The 13,843-nt window shown below is 61.9% G+C and carries 15 protein-coding genes; 3 read left to right on the top strand and 12 right to left on the bottom strand.

What is annotated here, in order from left to right; genetic code table 11:
* Positions 1–6 precede the first annotated feature (6 nt).
* The 7 genes from AC09SL_RS26410 to ppc form a co-directional block, all read right to left on the bottom strand.
* Positions 7–705 (bottom strand): extensin-like domain-containing protein, encoded by a 699-nt coding sequence (locus AC09SL_RS26410; RefSeq protein WP_058545973.1) that lies wholly within the window; start codon positions 703–705, stop codon positions 7–9.
* A gap of 16 nt (positions 706–721) precedes the next feature.
* A complete protein-coding gene (locus tag AC09SL_RS26405; RefSeq protein ID WP_058545974.1) occupies positions 722–1,543 on the bottom strand; it encodes an isocitrate lyase/PEP mutase family protein in 822 nt (273 codons plus the stop codon).
* Positions 1,544–1,576: 33 nt separating this feature from the next.
* Positions 1,577–2,437, bottom strand: coding sequence for a DUF72 domain-containing protein (locus AC09SL_RS26400; protein ID WP_058545975.1), 861 nt, complete (start codon positions 2,435–2,437; stop codon positions 1,577–1,579).
* Entirely contained in the window at positions 2,437–2,745 is a 309-nt protein-coding gene (locus tag AC09SL_RS26395) for a hypothetical protein (protein ID WP_058545976.1), read from the bottom strand. Before AC09SL_RS26395 ends, AC09SL_RS26400 begins: the two co-directional genes overlap by 1 nt.
* Positions 2,746–3,079: 334 nt before the next feature.
* The gene (tsaB, locus tag AC09SL_RS26390) at positions 3,080–3,757 is read right to left on the bottom strand and encodes a tRNA (adenosine(37)-N6)-threonylcarbamoyltransferase complex dimerization subunit type 1 TsaB (RefSeq protein ID WP_058545977.1); all 678 of its coding nucleotides are present in this window, start codon (positions 3,755–3,757) and stop codon (positions 3,080–3,082) included.
* Between the two features lie 94 nt (positions 3,758–3,851).
* Positions 3,852–4,499, bottom strand: coding sequence for an adenylate kinase (gene adk / locus AC09SL_RS26385; RefSeq protein ID WP_058545978.1), 648 nt, complete (start codon positions 4,497–4,499; stop codon positions 3,852–3,854).
* Between the two features lie 291 nt (positions 4,500–4,790).
* Positions 4,791–7,421, bottom strand: a complete 2,631-nt coding sequence (gene ppc / locus AC09SL_RS26380; protein ID WP_058545989.1) for a phosphoenolpyruvate carboxylase — start codon at positions 7,419–7,421, stop codon at positions 4,791–4,793.
* Between the two features lie 180 nt (positions 7,422–7,601).
* On the opposite strand from ppc, the gene AC09SL_RS26375 reads away from it, so the two are divergent.
* The 3 genes from AC09SL_RS26375 (at position 7,602) to lptF (ending at position 9,578) form a co-directional block, all read left to right on the top strand.
* Entirely contained in the window at positions 7,602–7,946 is a 345-nt protein-coding gene (locus AC09SL_RS26375) for a hypothetical protein (RefSeq protein ID WP_058545979.1), read from the top strand.
* Between the two features lie 378 nt (positions 7,947–8,324).
* Positions 8,325–8,738 (top strand): DUF4398 domain-containing protein, encoded by a 414-nt coding sequence (locus tag AC09SL_RS26370; protein WP_058545980.1) that lies wholly within the window; start codon positions 8,325–8,327, stop codon positions 8,736–8,738.
* Positions 8,739–8,789: 51 nt separating this feature from the next.
* Positions 8,790–9,578: a lipotoxin F family OmpA-related lipoprotein LptF gene (gene lptF / locus AC09SL_RS26365; protein ID WP_058545990.1), complete on the top strand. Its 789-nt coding sequence runs from the start codon at positions 8,790–8,792 to the stop codon at positions 9,576–9,578.
* Positions 9,579–9,714: 136 nt separating this feature from the next.
* Here lptF and AC09SL_RS26360 read toward each other — a convergent pair whose 3' ends face one another.
* From AC09SL_RS26360 to AC09SL_RS26340, 5 genes are all read right to left on the bottom strand, one after another.
* Positions 9,715–10,044, bottom strand: coding sequence for a PA3694 family proteiin (locus AC09SL_RS26360; protein WP_058545981.1), 330 nt, complete (start codon positions 10,042–10,044; stop codon positions 9,715–9,717).
* Positions 10,041–10,946 (bottom strand): alpha/beta hydrolase, encoded by a 906-nt coding sequence (locus tag AC09SL_RS26355; RefSeq protein ID WP_058545982.1) that lies wholly within the window; start codon positions 10,944–10,946, stop codon positions 10,041–10,043. The genes AC09SL_RS26360 and AC09SL_RS26355 overlap by 4 nt, the downstream gene beginning before the upstream one ends.
* A 145-nt stretch (positions 10,947–11,091) precedes the next feature.
* Positions 11,092–12,369, bottom strand: coding sequence for a flavohemoglobin expression-modulating QEGLA motif protein (locus AC09SL_RS26350; protein ID WP_058545983.1), 1,278 nt, complete (start codon positions 12,367–12,369; stop codon positions 11,092–11,094).
* A 36-nt stretch (positions 12,370–12,405) separates the two neighbouring features.
* Positions 12,406–12,960 (bottom strand): hypothetical protein, encoded by a 555-nt coding sequence (locus tag AC09SL_RS26345; protein ID WP_058545984.1) that lies wholly within the window; start codon positions 12,958–12,960, stop codon positions 12,406–12,408.
* Between the two features lie 96 nt (positions 12,961–13,056).
* A complete protein-coding gene (locus AC09SL_RS26340) occupies positions 13,057–13,773 on the bottom strand; it encodes a TetR/AcrR family transcriptional regulator (RefSeq protein ID WP_058545985.1) in 717 nt (238 codons plus the stop codon).
* Between the last annotated feature and the right edge of the window lie 70 nt (positions 13,774–13,843).

The raw sequence follows: 13,843 nt of genomic DNA, 5'->3' as shown, positions 1-13,843 counted from the left end.
CGGACCTTAGCGACAGATCCACCAAGGCCCCACGTCCAGATGAAAATGGTTGCGGTGCGCTGCGTTGTAGTCCGGGCTCAAGACCACACTGAACATGTCACAGGAACCGTCGCGCACCTGGCGCAGGAACTGCGCGTCGGCATTGTCCTTGGGCCAGTCCTTGAGCACGCTGACCGTGCGCCCATCGGCCAGGCGAAATCCGGCGATGTCCAGCGCACTGGCAGTGGCGTGCTGACTGCGCGACCCGCTCTCACGACCGTACATGTTGCGACAGGCAAAACTGCCGAGGTGATCGACCCGCGTCACTTTCTGCCCGTAGACCGCCGCTGCCGCCGGCTGCAACGCATGACGCTCGAACAGCGCGAAGGCCACGGCCAGCGGGCAACTGGCGAGGAAACTGCTGCTCAGCGCCACTTCACCGCCCTGCACCCTCAGCACATTGGTCAGCGGGCACGTCGAATTGACACCGCTGTCCGCCTGGCGCGCGGTGCGCAGGCCCGAGGTGGCGAGGGCCTGGTCGCACAGCTGCGGGTCGTTGCGCAGGGCCATGAGCTTGAAGCGGGTCAGCAGGTTGGGCGCACGGTTGACGTCCAGGGGCGCCCAGGGATTCCATTGGGGCGGCAACGCCACCCAGCCACGCCATACCCCCAGCACTGCGACGCCAACGAGCAGTGCCACGACGGCAAGAACTTTCAAAAACCGCACGACGTTGCCTCGGGCATCAACCCTTGAATAATTGGTTGGCCTGCTTGAACGGCATTGAGCGGCGCGTGAAGGTGAACGTGCCCTGCTGCTGGATTTCTTCGGCGGCGCGGAAGAACTCGCCAAGCGCGGCCAGGGCCAACGCCGATCCGACGCTGATGCGCTTGACGCCCAACTCGCTCAACTGCGCGACGGTCAGGTCCAGCGCCCCGGACATCAGCACGTTCACCGGTTTCGGCGCCACGGCCCGCACCACCGCAAGCACTTGCTCGGCGCTGCTCAGCCCCGGGGCGTACAACACGTCGGCACCTGCGTCTGCGAAAGCCTTCAAGCGGCGGATGGTGTCGTCCAGGTCCGGATTGCCGTGCAGGAAGTTCTCCGCCCGGGCCGTCAGCAGGAAGGGATACGGCAGGCTACGCACCGCGTCGGCGGCCGCCTTGACCCGCGCCACGGCATGGTCGAAGCAATAGATGGGGCTGTCTTCACGCCCCGTGGCGTCCTCGATCGAACCACCCACCGCACCGGCCTGCGCCGCACGGAGCAGGTTACGCGCGCACTCGTCGGGGGCGTCGGCAAAACCGTTTTCCAGGTCCACGGCCACGGGCAGGTCGGTGGCCGCCACAATCGCCCGCACATTGGCCAGTGTGTCCTCCAGGCCCAGCGCGCCATCGGGCCGGCCCAAGGAAAAAGCGTGGCCGGCACTGGTGGTCGCCAGGGCTTCAAAGCCGAGGCTGGCCAGCATCTTGGCCGAACCGGCATCCCACGGGTTGGGAATGACAAAAGCCCCTTCACGTTCGTGCAAGGCCTTGAACGCCTGGGCTCGACGAATTTGCGCATCCATGTAGTTCGCTCCTGAGCAGAGAGGGAGTGGGCCTCAGAGCAAACCCAGTTGCTCGGCGGCGGGCTCTCTATATAGCTCAGGCAGGGCCGGCAAGCCAGGCAAACGACTCATCAGGCGAGTGTGGAAACGTTGCGCGAGTTTGGCCGCCAGCAGGTTGTCGGCGGTGTGCAGGAAGATATAGGGCGTGCGCCCCTCTTCGATCCAGCCGGCGATTTTCTCCACCCATGGCGTCAGGAACGGCTCGTTGGCTTCCAGTACCGGGTGACCGATGAAGCGCACTTGCGGACATTGAGTGAACGCCGCAGGCCGGGGTGGCACGCGGGGCTTTTTTGATTGCGCGTGAAGCACGGCAGGATCAAGCGAGGTGCAACTGAACAGCGCCCGAGGATCGAGGCAGATACGTTCGACGCCGCGATCGAGCAACAGGCGATTGAGGCGCCTTTCAGCGTCGCCCTTGGCAAAGAACTCATCGTGACGAACCTCCACGGCCAAGGGGCGCTGCAAGGCGTCGATGAACCCCGCCAGCTCCGGCAACCGATTCGGGGTGAAGGCCTTGGACAGTTGCAGCCAGTACGGCGCGACACGCCCGCCCAGGGGGCTGAGCAATTGCAGGAAGGTTTCGGTGGCCGTCAGGCGCTCGCGCAAGTCGCCATTGTGACTGATGTCACCGGGAAACTTGGCGGTGAAGCGAAAGTGCTCGGGCATGATTTCGGCCCAGCGCTGGACCGTGGCCGCAGAGGGGCTGGCATAGAAGGTCGTATTGCCTTCCACGGCATTGAAGACTTGGGAATAGAGCTTCAGGAAGTCGGTGCTTTTGGCGTCCTGGGGATAAAGGTAATCGCGCCAGGCGTTTTCGCTCCAGGAGGGGCAGCCCAGGTAATAAGGCAAGACCATCAGATGTAGAGATCGAGTCCCAGCACTTCCATATCCCAATCGACGAAACCGGCGGTGCTCAGGTAGCTCGCCAGGGCCGTGGCGACACTGCGGCTCATCGCACGGTGGTAAAGCATGTCTTGCTGACGGGCAGGGAGATTGCTCAGGCGTTGCGCGGAGGCTTTGGCGGCACGGGCAGCCAATTGCTCTTCAGACGGAAATTCCAGGTCGCCATCGATGTCATCGAAGGACTCTTGCTCAGCGATTTTGCCTGGACGAGGCTTGCGCTTGATGGGATAGGACTGGGATGAAACGCCGTCTATACGCATAACAGAATGCTCGGTATCAATGATGGCAATTTAGCGGCACTTTCGCAGCCGCGCAAATGCGCAAGTGATAACTAGAGCACATAAAGTAAAAAAGGTTTAAAAACGGGCCGAAAAAGTGACGACTGGCAATGTCGGGGGTGACTTTTGGGTGGGGGAATGGCTTTGTGCTGTGATTTTGTGGCGAGGGGATTTATCCCCGCTGGGTGTAGGAGCTGGCGAAGCCTGCGATCTTTTGATCTTTGACTTTTTCACTTGGGATTCAAGTGTCGCTGGAAAGATCGCAGCCTTCGGCAGCTCCTACAACGGTGCCCGCTTGAGAATGACGTGATGTTTTTCAGCGCTCGGACTTGGGCGTGGCGACCTTGTCCCGCAAGTACACCGGCTGGGCATCATCGGCTGGAATGGCTTCACCACGGGCCCAGGCGAAGCGTGCCAGGGCCAGCAGGTCTTCGGCGTGAGGCAGCAGGGTGGCGTCCTGGCCGCTCAGGCTGACAGCGATGCGCTCGCCGTAACCCCAACCGGTGCCGGCACCGAACCAATCGCCACTGGCGTCACTTGGCAATGCCGCCGCTTCGGGCGGCAACACCGCTTCAGCACCGACCAGGCGCATCTCGCCGTCGGTTTCGCGATAGCAGCCCCAATACACCTCGTCCATGCGCGCATCGATGGCCGCTGCGACTTGGCGGGCGCCCTGTTCGCGCAAGGCGCGCTGGGCCAGCACCGCCAGGTTCGACACCGGCAACACCGGCCGCTCCAGGGCAAAGGCCAGCCCTTGTACGACGCCGATGGCGATGCGCACCCCCGTAAAAGCCCCCGGCCCACGGCCAAAGGCAATCGCGTCCACTGCCTGCAAGGTCGTCCCGGCATCGCTCAGCAGTTTCTGGATCATCGGCAAGAGTTTCTGCGCATGCAGGCGCGGGATCACCTCGTAATGGCTCGTGACCTTGCCGTCGTGCAGCAAGGCAACGGAGCAAGCTTCAGTCGCGGTGTCCAGGGCCAGCAAGGTGCTCATCGATGTGTCCGTAGATCAGGTGGAAAAAAAGTGCGCCAGTATAAACAACTACGGCCCGCAAGCGGGCCGTAGATGATGCAACTGATCAGACTTTTCAGCTCAAGGCTGCAAGCACCTTGGCAGTGATCGCTTCAACCGAGCCGACGCCTTCGATATGGCTGTACTTCGGCTTGCCATTGGCCGCCGACAGCTTCTGGTAGAAATCCACCAGCGGCTTGGTCTGGGAATGGTAGACCGACAGGCGATGACGCACGGTTTCTTCGGTGTCGTCCTTGCGTTGCACCAGGTCTTCACCCGTCACGTCGTCCTTGCCTTCGGTTTTCGGAGGATTGTAGACGGTATGGTAAACGCGACCGGAAGGCTCATGAACGCGTCGACCGGCAATGCGTTGGACGATTTCCTCGTCCTCGACGGCAATTTCAACGACCGCATCCAGCTCGACACCCGCAGTCACCAAGGCTTCGGCCTGGGGAATGGTGCGTGGGAAGCCGTCGAACAGGAAGCCATTGGCGCAGTCGGCTTGAGCGATACGATCCTTGACCAGGGCGATGATCAGGTCATCCGACACCAGGCCGCCGGCATCCATGATGCTCTTGGCCTTGATGCCCAGCTCGGTGCCCGCCTTGACTGCGGCACGCAGCATGTCGCCAGTGGAAATTTGCGGGATACCGAATTTTTCGGTGATGAACTTTGCCTGAGTACCTTTACCGGCCCCGGGAGCTCCCAGCAGAATGACGCGCATCGATGTGCTCCTCAATTTTTTTATGTAAAACGCTCGGATTCGCCTCGTGGGGCCAATCTTCGAAAAACAGGATCGTGACCGCCCAAACGGCCAAAGGCTGATCAAGATACACAGCAGGCCCGACCCACACAAGCCGCCGAAAGTCGGAGGAACCCGCGCCCGATACGACCTTCGGAGGGGGTGGCGAGCGTCGCAACCGGGCAACGAACTGTCGCCTGGTCGACCTGTTTGCTCCCCCGACGGACAACGCCCGGGAACGCCGGGCGAGCCGTTTCGGTGCGCAGCCTGACTTTAGCCGGTATTGCGCAAACCGGCGGCAATCCCCGCCACAGACACCAGCAACGCCTGTTCCACGGGGCTGCCCTGGGCCACATCCTGCTGCCGCGAGCGCGCCAACAGTTCGGCCTGCAACAAGTGCAGCGGGTCGAGATAAGTGTTGCGCAGGCGAATGAATTCCAGCGTGGCTGGGCTATGTGCCAGTAGTTGCGACTGACCGGTCAAGCCAAGGACCACCGAGCAAGCCTGCGACAATAGGTCGCGTAAATGCGCACCCAAAGGCAGCAGTTCAGGCTCCACCAAGCGCTCGTCATAGGAGCGGGCAATATCGGCGTCGGCCTTGGCCAGCACCATCTCCAGCATATCGATGCGGGTCCGGAAGAACGGCCATTGCTCACGCATCTGTCCCAGCAACTCTCCTTCGCCACGCTCCAGGGCCTTGCTCAGTGCGGTTTCCCAGCCGAGCCAGGCCGGCAGCATCAGGCGGGTCTGGGTCCAGCCGAAGATCCATGGGATCGCCCGCAGGCTTTCGATGCCGCCGGCCCGACGCTTGGCCGGCCGGCTGCCCAGGGGCAGGCGCCCCAATTCCTGTTCGGGGGTGGACTGGCGAAAGTACTCGACGAATTGCGGGTTTTCCCGCACCACGGCGCGGTAGGCCCTGACGCCATCGGCCGCCAGTTCGTCCATCAGGTGTCGCCACTGCGGCGTGGGCGGCGGCGGTGGCAGCAGCGTCGCTTCAAGCACTGCGGCGAGATAAAGGTTGAGGTTCTGTTCGGCGATGTCCGGCAGGCCGAATTTGAAACGAATCATTTCGCCTTGCTCTGTGGTGCGGAAACGCCCGGCCACCGAACCTGGCGGCTGGGACAGGATCGCCGCGTGCGCCGGACCACCACCACGGCCCACGGTGCCGCCGCGACCGTGGAACAACAGCAATTCGACTTGCTGCTCGCGGCAGATGTCCACCAGCCGTTCCTGGGCCCGATACTGCGCCCAGGCCGCCGCCGTGGTCCCGGCGTCCTTGGCCGAATCGGAATAGCCGATCATCACTTCCTGGGGACCTTGCAACCGCGAGCGATAACCGGGCAACAGCAACAGCCGCTCGATCACCGGCCCGGCGTTGTCCAGGTCGGCCAGGGTCTCGAACAGCGGCACCACGCGCATCGGTCGCAACACGCCAGCGTCCTTCAATAACAGCTGCACGGCGAGGACATCGGACGCCGCCCCGGCCATGGAGATGACGTAGGAACCCAGGGACGCCGCCGGTGCCGCGGCCACTTCCCGGCACGTCGCCAACACCTCCGCCGTGTCGGCCGACGGTTTGAAATGGGCCGGCAGCAGCGGACGCCGGTTGCTCAGTTCCGCCAGCAAGAAGCTGATGCGTTGCTCCTCGTTCCAGTCTTCGTAGCGACCCAGGCCCAGGTAGTCGGTTATCTCCGTCATGGCGGCGGTATGGCGCGTCGAGTCCTGGCGTACATCGAGGCGCACCAGGAACAGGCCGAAGGTCACCGCCCGGCGCAGGCAATCGAGCAGCGGCCCGTCGGCAATCACGCCCATGCCGCACTCATGCAGGGAGTGATAGCACAGCTCCAAGGGGTCCAGCAGCTCGCGGTTGTGCTGCAACACCTCGGCGCTTGGCGGCGTGGCGGCGCTCAGGGAGGCGTGGGCCCAGTTGCGGGTGGCGCGCAAGCGTTCGCGCAGTTGCTTGAGCACGGCGCGATAAGGTTCGGCGCTCTCGCCGGCCTGGGCACGCAAAGCCTCGCTGGCGTGTTGCATCGACAGCTCGGCGGCCAGTTGATCGATGTCGCGCAGGTACAGGTCCGCCGCCATCCACCGCGCGAGCAACAGCACCTCGCGGGTCACGGTGGCGGTAACATTCGGGTTGCCGTCACGGTCGCCGCCCATCCACGAGGCAAAACGGATTGGCGCCGCCTCCAGCGGCAGGCGCAAGCCGGTGGCGGCATGCAGGGCCTGGTCGGCCTTGCGCAGGTAATTGGGAATGGCCTGCCACAACGAGTGCTCGATCACCGCAAAACCCCACTTGGCCTCGTCCACTGGGGTCGGCCGGGTGCGGCGGATTTCTTCGGTGTGCCAGGCTTCGGCGATCAACCGTTGCAGGCGTTCGTGAATCTGTGCGCGCTCGGCGCGGGTCAGGTCGCGGTGATCCTGGGCGGCCAGTTGCGCGGCGATGGCGTCGTATTTCTGGATCAGGGTACGGCGAGCCACTTCCGTGGGGTGAGCGGTGAGGACCAGTTCGATCTCCAACCGCCCCAATTGCCGGGCCAGGGACTCGGCGCCATGGCCCTCGGCCCGCAGCCGGGCGAGCAGCTCGGGCAATACCCGCGCCTCGAAGGGTTCCGGCTCCGACTCTTCGCGGCGGTGGATAAGTTGGTATTGCTCGGCGATGTTGGCCAGGTTGAGGAACTGGTTGAACGCCCGCGCCACTGGCAGCAGTTCGTCCTCGCTCAATTGATTGAGGCTGGCGCTGAGTTCGGCGTCCACGGAGCCGCGTCGGTCAGCCTTGGCGCCCTTGCGGATCTGCTCGATCTTGTCGAGAAACGTGTCCCCGTATTGTTCGCGGATGGTGTTGCCCAATAGCTCACCGAGCAGGTGAACGTCTTCGCGCAAGCGTGCATCGATATCGGTCATCAGCATTTCTCCAGCAAAAAAGTCCGGACAGCTCTTGGATTAGAGAGTGCCGATGCCCACCGTTTCTGACAAGCGACGAAGGGACTTTAAACCTTGTGGGACAAAGCTAGTCTCATGATTAAGCCACACAACGGCTTGTCACTCACCGCGCCTGCCACGAGCAGGCTTATTGAGGTCATCATGAAAATTCGTGAGCTTGCCCAGCATTGGGAAGAAAACGCCAAGGGCCGTCTGACCCAGACTGGCTACACGATTCATCTGGACGTGGAAGCCGCCGCCCGGCTGGCAGCGATCTGCGACATGTACCCCAAGCGCCATCCCGAGGAGCTGCTGGGCGAACTGATCGGGGCGGCACTGGAGGAGCTGGAAGCAAGCTTCCCCTACATCAAGGGCACGCAAGTCGTCGCCACCGATGAAGAAGGCGACCCGCTTTATGAAGACGTAGGCCCGACCCCGCGATTTCTCGCGTTGTCCCGTCGGCATCTGCACGAACTTTCCTCGCAGAACGATAAATCCAAGCACTGACTCCTGTAGGAGCTGACGAGCGAAGCGAGGCTGCGATCTTTCCCCTGACGCTTGAGTCCCAAGCGAAAGATCAAAAGATCAAAAGATCGCAGCCTTCGGCAGCTCCTACACGCGCGCCCGCCACAAAAAACACACGCTCCCTACACCGGGAATACCGCTGCGCGCCTTGAAAGTTCAGCTTTTCTACCACTGACCGATCAGTCAGCAATTCTTTTGGCGAATGGCCATCTTCGCTGAACTTTTGAAAAACGCCTCGGGTCACACCGAGTAACCATACTGGAACGGTCGTTTAAATAACCGCGCCTTGGCGCTAGCGCCAAATCAGACGTCACGGCCTCGGTTCCAGCATGGATTTGTAGTTTTTTCAGGAGTTTTCCAATGGAGTTGAAGCCTATGAATACCTGCACTGCCAAACCCTCATCCACTGGCCTGCGCGGCTTGAAGTTGGCTGCCCTGGCGATCGGTAGCAGCTTCATTCTCGCCGGTTGCGCCGGTAATCCACCTTCGGAGCAGTACGCGGTGACCGAATCGGCGGTCAACAGCGCTGTCAGCGCCGGCGGTACCGAATTCGCTGCTGTGGAAATGAAGTCGGCCCAGGACAAGCTCAAGCAGGCCGAAATCGCCATGCATGACAAGAACTACGAAGAAGCCAAGCGACTGGCCGAACAGGCCGAGTGGGATGCCCGCGTCGCCGAGCGCAAGGCCCAGGCCGCCAAGGCCGAACAAGCACTCAAGGATTCTCAGAAAGGGGTTCAGGAACTGCGTCAGGAAGGCATGAAGAAGGTTCAGTAAGCCGTTCACGCCACGACGTACTTCTCATTGATAAAAGGACGACAGACTATGATGCACAAACACTTGATGATGCCCGCCCTGCTCGCTGCCTGCGTAGCCCTGGCCGCTTGCTCCCACGATCCAAACGCGAACCTGGAACAGGCGCGGACCAACTACAACGGCCTGCAGGCTGACCCGGCGGCGACCAAAGTGGCTGCATTGGAAACCAAGGATGCCGCCGACTTCCTGGCCAAGGCTGACAAGGCCTATATGGACAAGGAAGACGAAGCCAAGGTCGACCAGTTGGCTTACCTGACCAACCAACGCGTTGAAGTGGCCAAGCAGACCATCGCCCTGCGCAAGGCCGAGGCCGAGCTGAAAAATGCCGGTGACGAACGTGCTCGTGCCTTGCTCGAGGCGCGCAACGCACAGATCAAGCAGCTGCAGGACAGCCTCAACGCCAAGCAGACCGAACGCGGTACGCTGGTGACCTTTGGCGACGTGCTGTTCGCCACCAACAAGTCCGACCTGCGCGCCAGCGGCATGACCAATGTGGGCAAACTGGCGCAGTTCCTCCAGGAAAACCCGGACCGCAAGGTGATCATCGAAGGCTACACCGACAGCACCGGCTCAGACTCCTACAACCAGTCGCTCTCCGAACGCCGTGCCAGCTCGGTGCGCACCGCCCTGGTGAAAATGGGCGTGGACCCGGCCCGCATCGTGACCCAAGGCTACGGCAAGGAATTCCCGGTGGCCGATAACAACAGCGTCTCGGGCCGTGCCATGAACCGTCGCGTGGAAGTGACCATTTCCAACGACAACCAGCCAGTGGCCCCGCGTTCGACCATGAGCGCCAATTGATCGGCTGAGTGCAACTGAAAAAGCCCCGCCTGATTTCGTCAGGCGGGGCTTTTTATTGCCAAAGAGGTTTGGCTGTACACAATCCCTGTGGGAGCGAGATTGCTCCCACAGCGGAGTTGTGGTGTCGCTAAGGAGATTACGGCTGAAGCTTCTGCGGCGTGTCCTGGCCCATGCAGCGCACCGCGCGTTTCTTTTCGTTGATCAGCACGCCGGTCAGGCCTTTCTGCTCGGTGTCGAACAGCACCAGTACGCCGTCGATGCATTGGGCGACCTGGGGGGCCGGTTCCAGGGAAACCTTGTAGTCCTCGCCGGGCACGGTCTTGAGCATGGTGAATTGGTTGAGCAGCAACGCGTCCTCAGGCTTGGCGAAGTGCAGGTAGCCGTAATACCAGAGCACCCCGACGGTGCCGAGGATGCTGCAGATACCGGTGATGATCAGGGGGATGGCGTTACGTTCTTCGCTCATTGCGGACTCTCTGGTGATTCAACGGGTGATTTAGGGTAATTCGGGACCTCGCCCAGGCGGCGCAGGCCGTCAAAATGCTGGGGGTCTTCGAGGTAGCGCAGCATCACGGTGCGCCAGGTTGGGTCGGCGAACGTCTGCACATGTCCGCCACGGGTCAGTTGCAAGACCCGGGGCGGCGGCGCAGCTTGATACAGCCGGATGCCGTTGGAAAGGGGCACGATGGGGTCGTCCAGGCTGTGGTAGATCAATTTCGGCACGCCATTCAATTGCGCCACGGAACTGATCGCGCTGTCACCGTCCGGTACCAACCAGGACAACGGCACCTGGAACGGCCAGGTCAGCCAGGACGTACTCAGGGCAAAACGGCCGACGTCGCGGTAACTGGCGGGCACACCATCGAGCACCAGGGCCTTGAGCTGCCGTTGGCGCTGCGGGTGCTCGACCAGGTAATGCACCGCCAGCGCGCCGCCCAGGCTCTGGCCGAGCAGCACCAGCGGCTTGCCCTGCACCTCGGGCGCCTGGTCGAGCCATTGGAACGCCGCATCGATGTCCTGATAGATCGCCGGCAGGCTCGGCTCGCCTTCGGACAGGCCATAACCCCGGTAGTCGACCATCAACACCTGGTAACCCTGCTCCGGCAACCACCAGCTCCCGCCCAGGTGCCAGGCCAGGTTGCCGCCGTTGCCGTGCAAATGCAGCACCGTGCCCTTGACCTGCACACCCGGTTTGACGGGTAGCCACCAGCCGTGGAGCTTGAGACCGTCGGCGGTGGTCAGGGTGACGTCGCGGTATTCGAGCCTGGCTCGCTCCGGGGTGAACGGCAGGCCGTGCTCGGGGTAGAACAACAGGGAACTGCAACCGCTCAGGGCCAGCAACAGGCAAATGATGCCGAGGGTTCGCATCCGGTGAAACCTCGCAAGTCAGAAGTAAACGCAGTCCCCCTGTGCGAGCGAGCTTGCTCGCGATAGCGGCGGGTCAGTCACAGCCGTACTGACTGTGCTGACGCTATCGCGAGCAAGCTCGCTCCCACAGGGATTAGTGGTGCGATTAAAGAATATTGGAATAATCCGCTTCGATCCGGTCCAGGCTCAGGTGGTTCAGGAAGTTGGAGAAACACATCCAGGCCGACAGGGCGTTCATGTCGCGGAACTGCTCGGGCAAGTACTTGGGCGGTACGACCAGGCCTTCGTCCACCAGTTGCCGCAACGTGCGCATGTCCTCGAGGGTGGTCTTGCCGCAGAACAGCAGCGGCACCTGTTCCAGCTTGCCCTTGCGCACGGCCAACTGAATGTAGTTGTAAACCATGATGAAGCCCTTGAGGTAGGACAAGTCTTTGGTGAATGGCAGACCCGTCGGCACCGACCCACGAAAAACCCGACTGGCGTTGCCGTAGCTCTCGGCCATTTCAAAGCCCTGCTCGCGGAAGAACTCGAAGATCTGCAGGAAATCGGCCCCCTCCTCCACCATGTGAATGGCTCGGGTACGGTTGGTCAGTTTGCGCAAGCGACTGGGGTAGGACGCAAAGGTAATGATTTCCATCAGGATCGCCAGGCCTTCCTGGGTCACCGTGGACGAGGGCGGGCCCTTGGACAGGAAGGTGCAGATCGGCTGGTTGAGGCCGTTGAGCGTGGTGCCGACGTGCACCAGGCCTTCGTGGACCTCCAAGGCTCGCACGTCACGCTCGTTGAACATCGCATCGGCGCGGATCTTGATGTAGTCCGCACCCGCCGCCGCGTCGGCCACGATACCATCGGACTCGAACACCCGGATGGTTTCCTCGGCTTCGCCGAACACTCGGTTGAGGCGGTGTTGCAGCAGGCTGACGGCCTCCTTGGCGACCAGCGTCTTGGGCTCGTCCTTGAGGTCGCCACGGCCATCGATGTTGTTCAGGTAATCGGAGAGCATCAGGCCCAGGTCGGCCAGGGTCGGGTCGCCGGCGTGGAAGGCATCGGAGGCGGCGCCATAGAGCTCCTGGGAGATCAGCCCGAAATCCTCGGTGCCACGCGCCTCGAGCATACGCACCACCATGCGGTATTCCTTGCACATGCGGCGCATGATCTGGCCAACCGGGTTGAACTGCCCAAGCTGGCGGGTGATGTCACGCTCGATGTTCTGGAACTCCAGCTTCACCTTGCTCGAATCGAAGGACAGTGGCCGGTTGAGGTAATAGTCGCGATCCACCGCGGGCATTTCCTTGCCCTTGGCCTTGAGAAACCCCTTGCGGATGCTCTCGTCCCACTTCACCGCGTCAAGGATGCGAATCGGCGTTTGCGCCAGCACAATGCGATCGGACAAGGTGCGTATCGTCTGCTGGTAATCGTCCACCCGGAACTCCTGTGAAAAAACGTCCGCTTGTTGCTGTTATTGGGATTTGACCAGCCGTTGGTAGCGCACGGCCTCCGAGAACACATCGGAATTGGCCGGGTCGTCGAGGTAGCGGAAAACCTTGTCCATGTCGCTGTCCACCAGCACCCCGTCACCTTCCTCGCTCTGGTTCGGTTGGCCGCTGAGAATCTGTTGGCCGATGGCCTGGCTGATCTGATCCAGGTCCAGGTTGTAGACCACCAGCTCTTGCTTGTCGGTCAACTCGAAACCGGCGATCAAATAGTGGCCGCCAAACCGCGCCGGCACCTTGGCCGACACGTACCAGCGGCTGCCATGACGGGAAACAGTCAGCGGGATGGCTTCGCGCTCATGGGGCCTGGCCCTGAAGTAGCTGATGGCCTGGTAGCGGTGCTTGCCGACCTTCGTCAGCTCCAGGTTCAACGGTTCGCCCCAGGCATTGGTGCTGGTCCAGTGACCGAGCAGGCCCTTAGGCGCGGCTTCGCTGTCAGGCAACGGCGTCTTGAACGACACCAGGCAGCCACTGAGCAGCAGCAACGACACGGCCAGTACAACGGCACGCCAGGCTTTCATTTGAACTCCCTATGGCACGGCGCCTCGTCCCTACATATGGGAGCAGGTGTGTGTGGGAGCAAAGCTTGCTCCCACATAGCCTACTCCCATAAGGGGTTACACCGACGCCAGTACCAAGTGCATGTAGCGAGTCAGGATGCCGAGCATATCTTCATCGGCTACCGGCTCGGCGCCATTGAGCAAGCCCTGATATTCCATCCGTCCGATAATCGCCGTCAACACTTTGGCATCCTGTTGCGGCTCGCGGGAGCCCAATACCTGGAAAAACTGACAGGTGCCGTGCAGCAAAATCTGCTGGTGGGAACGTACCAACACCGCCAGGCGCGGGTTGAGCAGCGCTTCCTGGCGAAAGGCCTGCTCGGCCATCAGGTATTCGCGGCGACTGTCCAACTGGTGCTGCACGTAGTCGGCGGTCATCCGGGCAATGTCGTCCGCCAGTTGCGAGCGCGATTGGGCGCTGCCGTCACCGTAAGCGACCATTTCCCGCAGCAGGCCTTCGTTGCTGGCCCACAGCTTGGCCATGAACGCCGCGCTGCGTTCCACATACTGGGCGAAGGTATCGGTGAGCAAGTCATCGATGTCCTTGAAATAATACGTGGTGGCCGACAGCGGCACGCCGGCTTCGGCAGCCACGGCGCGATGGCGTACCGCTCGCACGCCATCGCGCACCACAATGCGCATGGCCGCGTCGAGAATCTCCTGGCGACGCTGCTCACTGCCCTGTCGGCTGGCCTTGCGGCCCTGGTACTGAACACTTTCAGCGACAGCCGTGGCGACGCCCGCTGCACCTTCTGAAGCCATTGCACGATTCACGACAGGTCTTCCCTCTTGTTCTCAAAAGTAACCAATTGATACGTTTGTACCAGACAGGCAATAAAAAGCC

The sequence above is a fragment of the Pseudomonas sp. PF05 genome (assembly GCF_056521845.1).
Note: the sequence above shows the minus strand (reverse complement) of the source record. Positions and strands in the feature narration are given on the sequence as shown.

Excerpts from the sequence above, each read along its gene's own strand:
- AC09SL_RS26405 (WP_058545974.1), bottom strand. The coding sequence starts at position 1,543 with ATGGATGCGCAAATTCGTCGAGCCCAGGCGTTCAAGGCCTTGCACGAA.
- AC09SL_RS26400 (WP_058545975.1), bottom strand. The coding sequence starts at position 2,437 with ATGGTCTTGCCTTATTACCTGGGCTGCCCCTCCTGGAGCGAAAACGCC.
- AC09SL_RS26395 (WP_058545976.1), bottom strand. The coding sequence starts at position 2,745 with ATGCGTATAGACGGCGTTTCATCCCAGTCCTATCCCATCAAGCGCAAG.
- tsaB (WP_058545977.1), bottom strand. The coding sequence starts at position 3,757 with ATGAGCACCTTGCTGGCCCTGGACACCGCGACTGAAGCTTGCTCCGTT.
- adk (WP_058545978.1), bottom strand. The coding sequence starts at position 4,499 with ATGCGCGTCATTCTGCTGGGAGCTCCCGGGGCCGGTAAAGGTACTCAG.
- ppc (WP_058545989.1), bottom strand. The coding sequence starts at position 7,421 with ATGACCGATATCGATGCACGCTTGCGCGAAGACGTTCACCTGCTCGGT.
- AC09SL_RS26375 (WP_058545979.1), top strand. The coding sequence starts at position 7,602 with ATGAAAATTCGTGAGCTTGCCCAGCATTGGGAAGAAAACGCCAAGGGC.
- AC09SL_RS26370 (WP_058545980.1), top strand. The coding sequence starts at position 8,325 with ATGGAGTTGAAGCCTATGAATACCTGCACTGCCAAACCCTCATCCACT.
- lptF (WP_058545990.1), top strand. The coding sequence starts at position 8,790 with ATGCACAAACACTTGATGATGCCCGCCCTGCTCGCTGCCTGCGTAGCC.
- AC09SL_RS26360 (WP_058545981.1), bottom strand. The coding sequence starts at position 10,044 with ATGAGCGAAGAACGTAACGCCATCCCCCTGATCATCACCGGTATCTGC.
- AC09SL_RS26355 (WP_058545982.1), bottom strand. The coding sequence starts at position 10,946 with ATGCGAACCCTCGGCATCATTTGCCTGTTGCTGGCCCTGAGCGGTTGC.
- AC09SL_RS26345 (WP_058545984.1), bottom strand. The coding sequence starts at position 12,960 with ATGAAAGCCTGGCGTGCCGTTGTACTGGCCGTGTCGTTGCTGCTGCTC.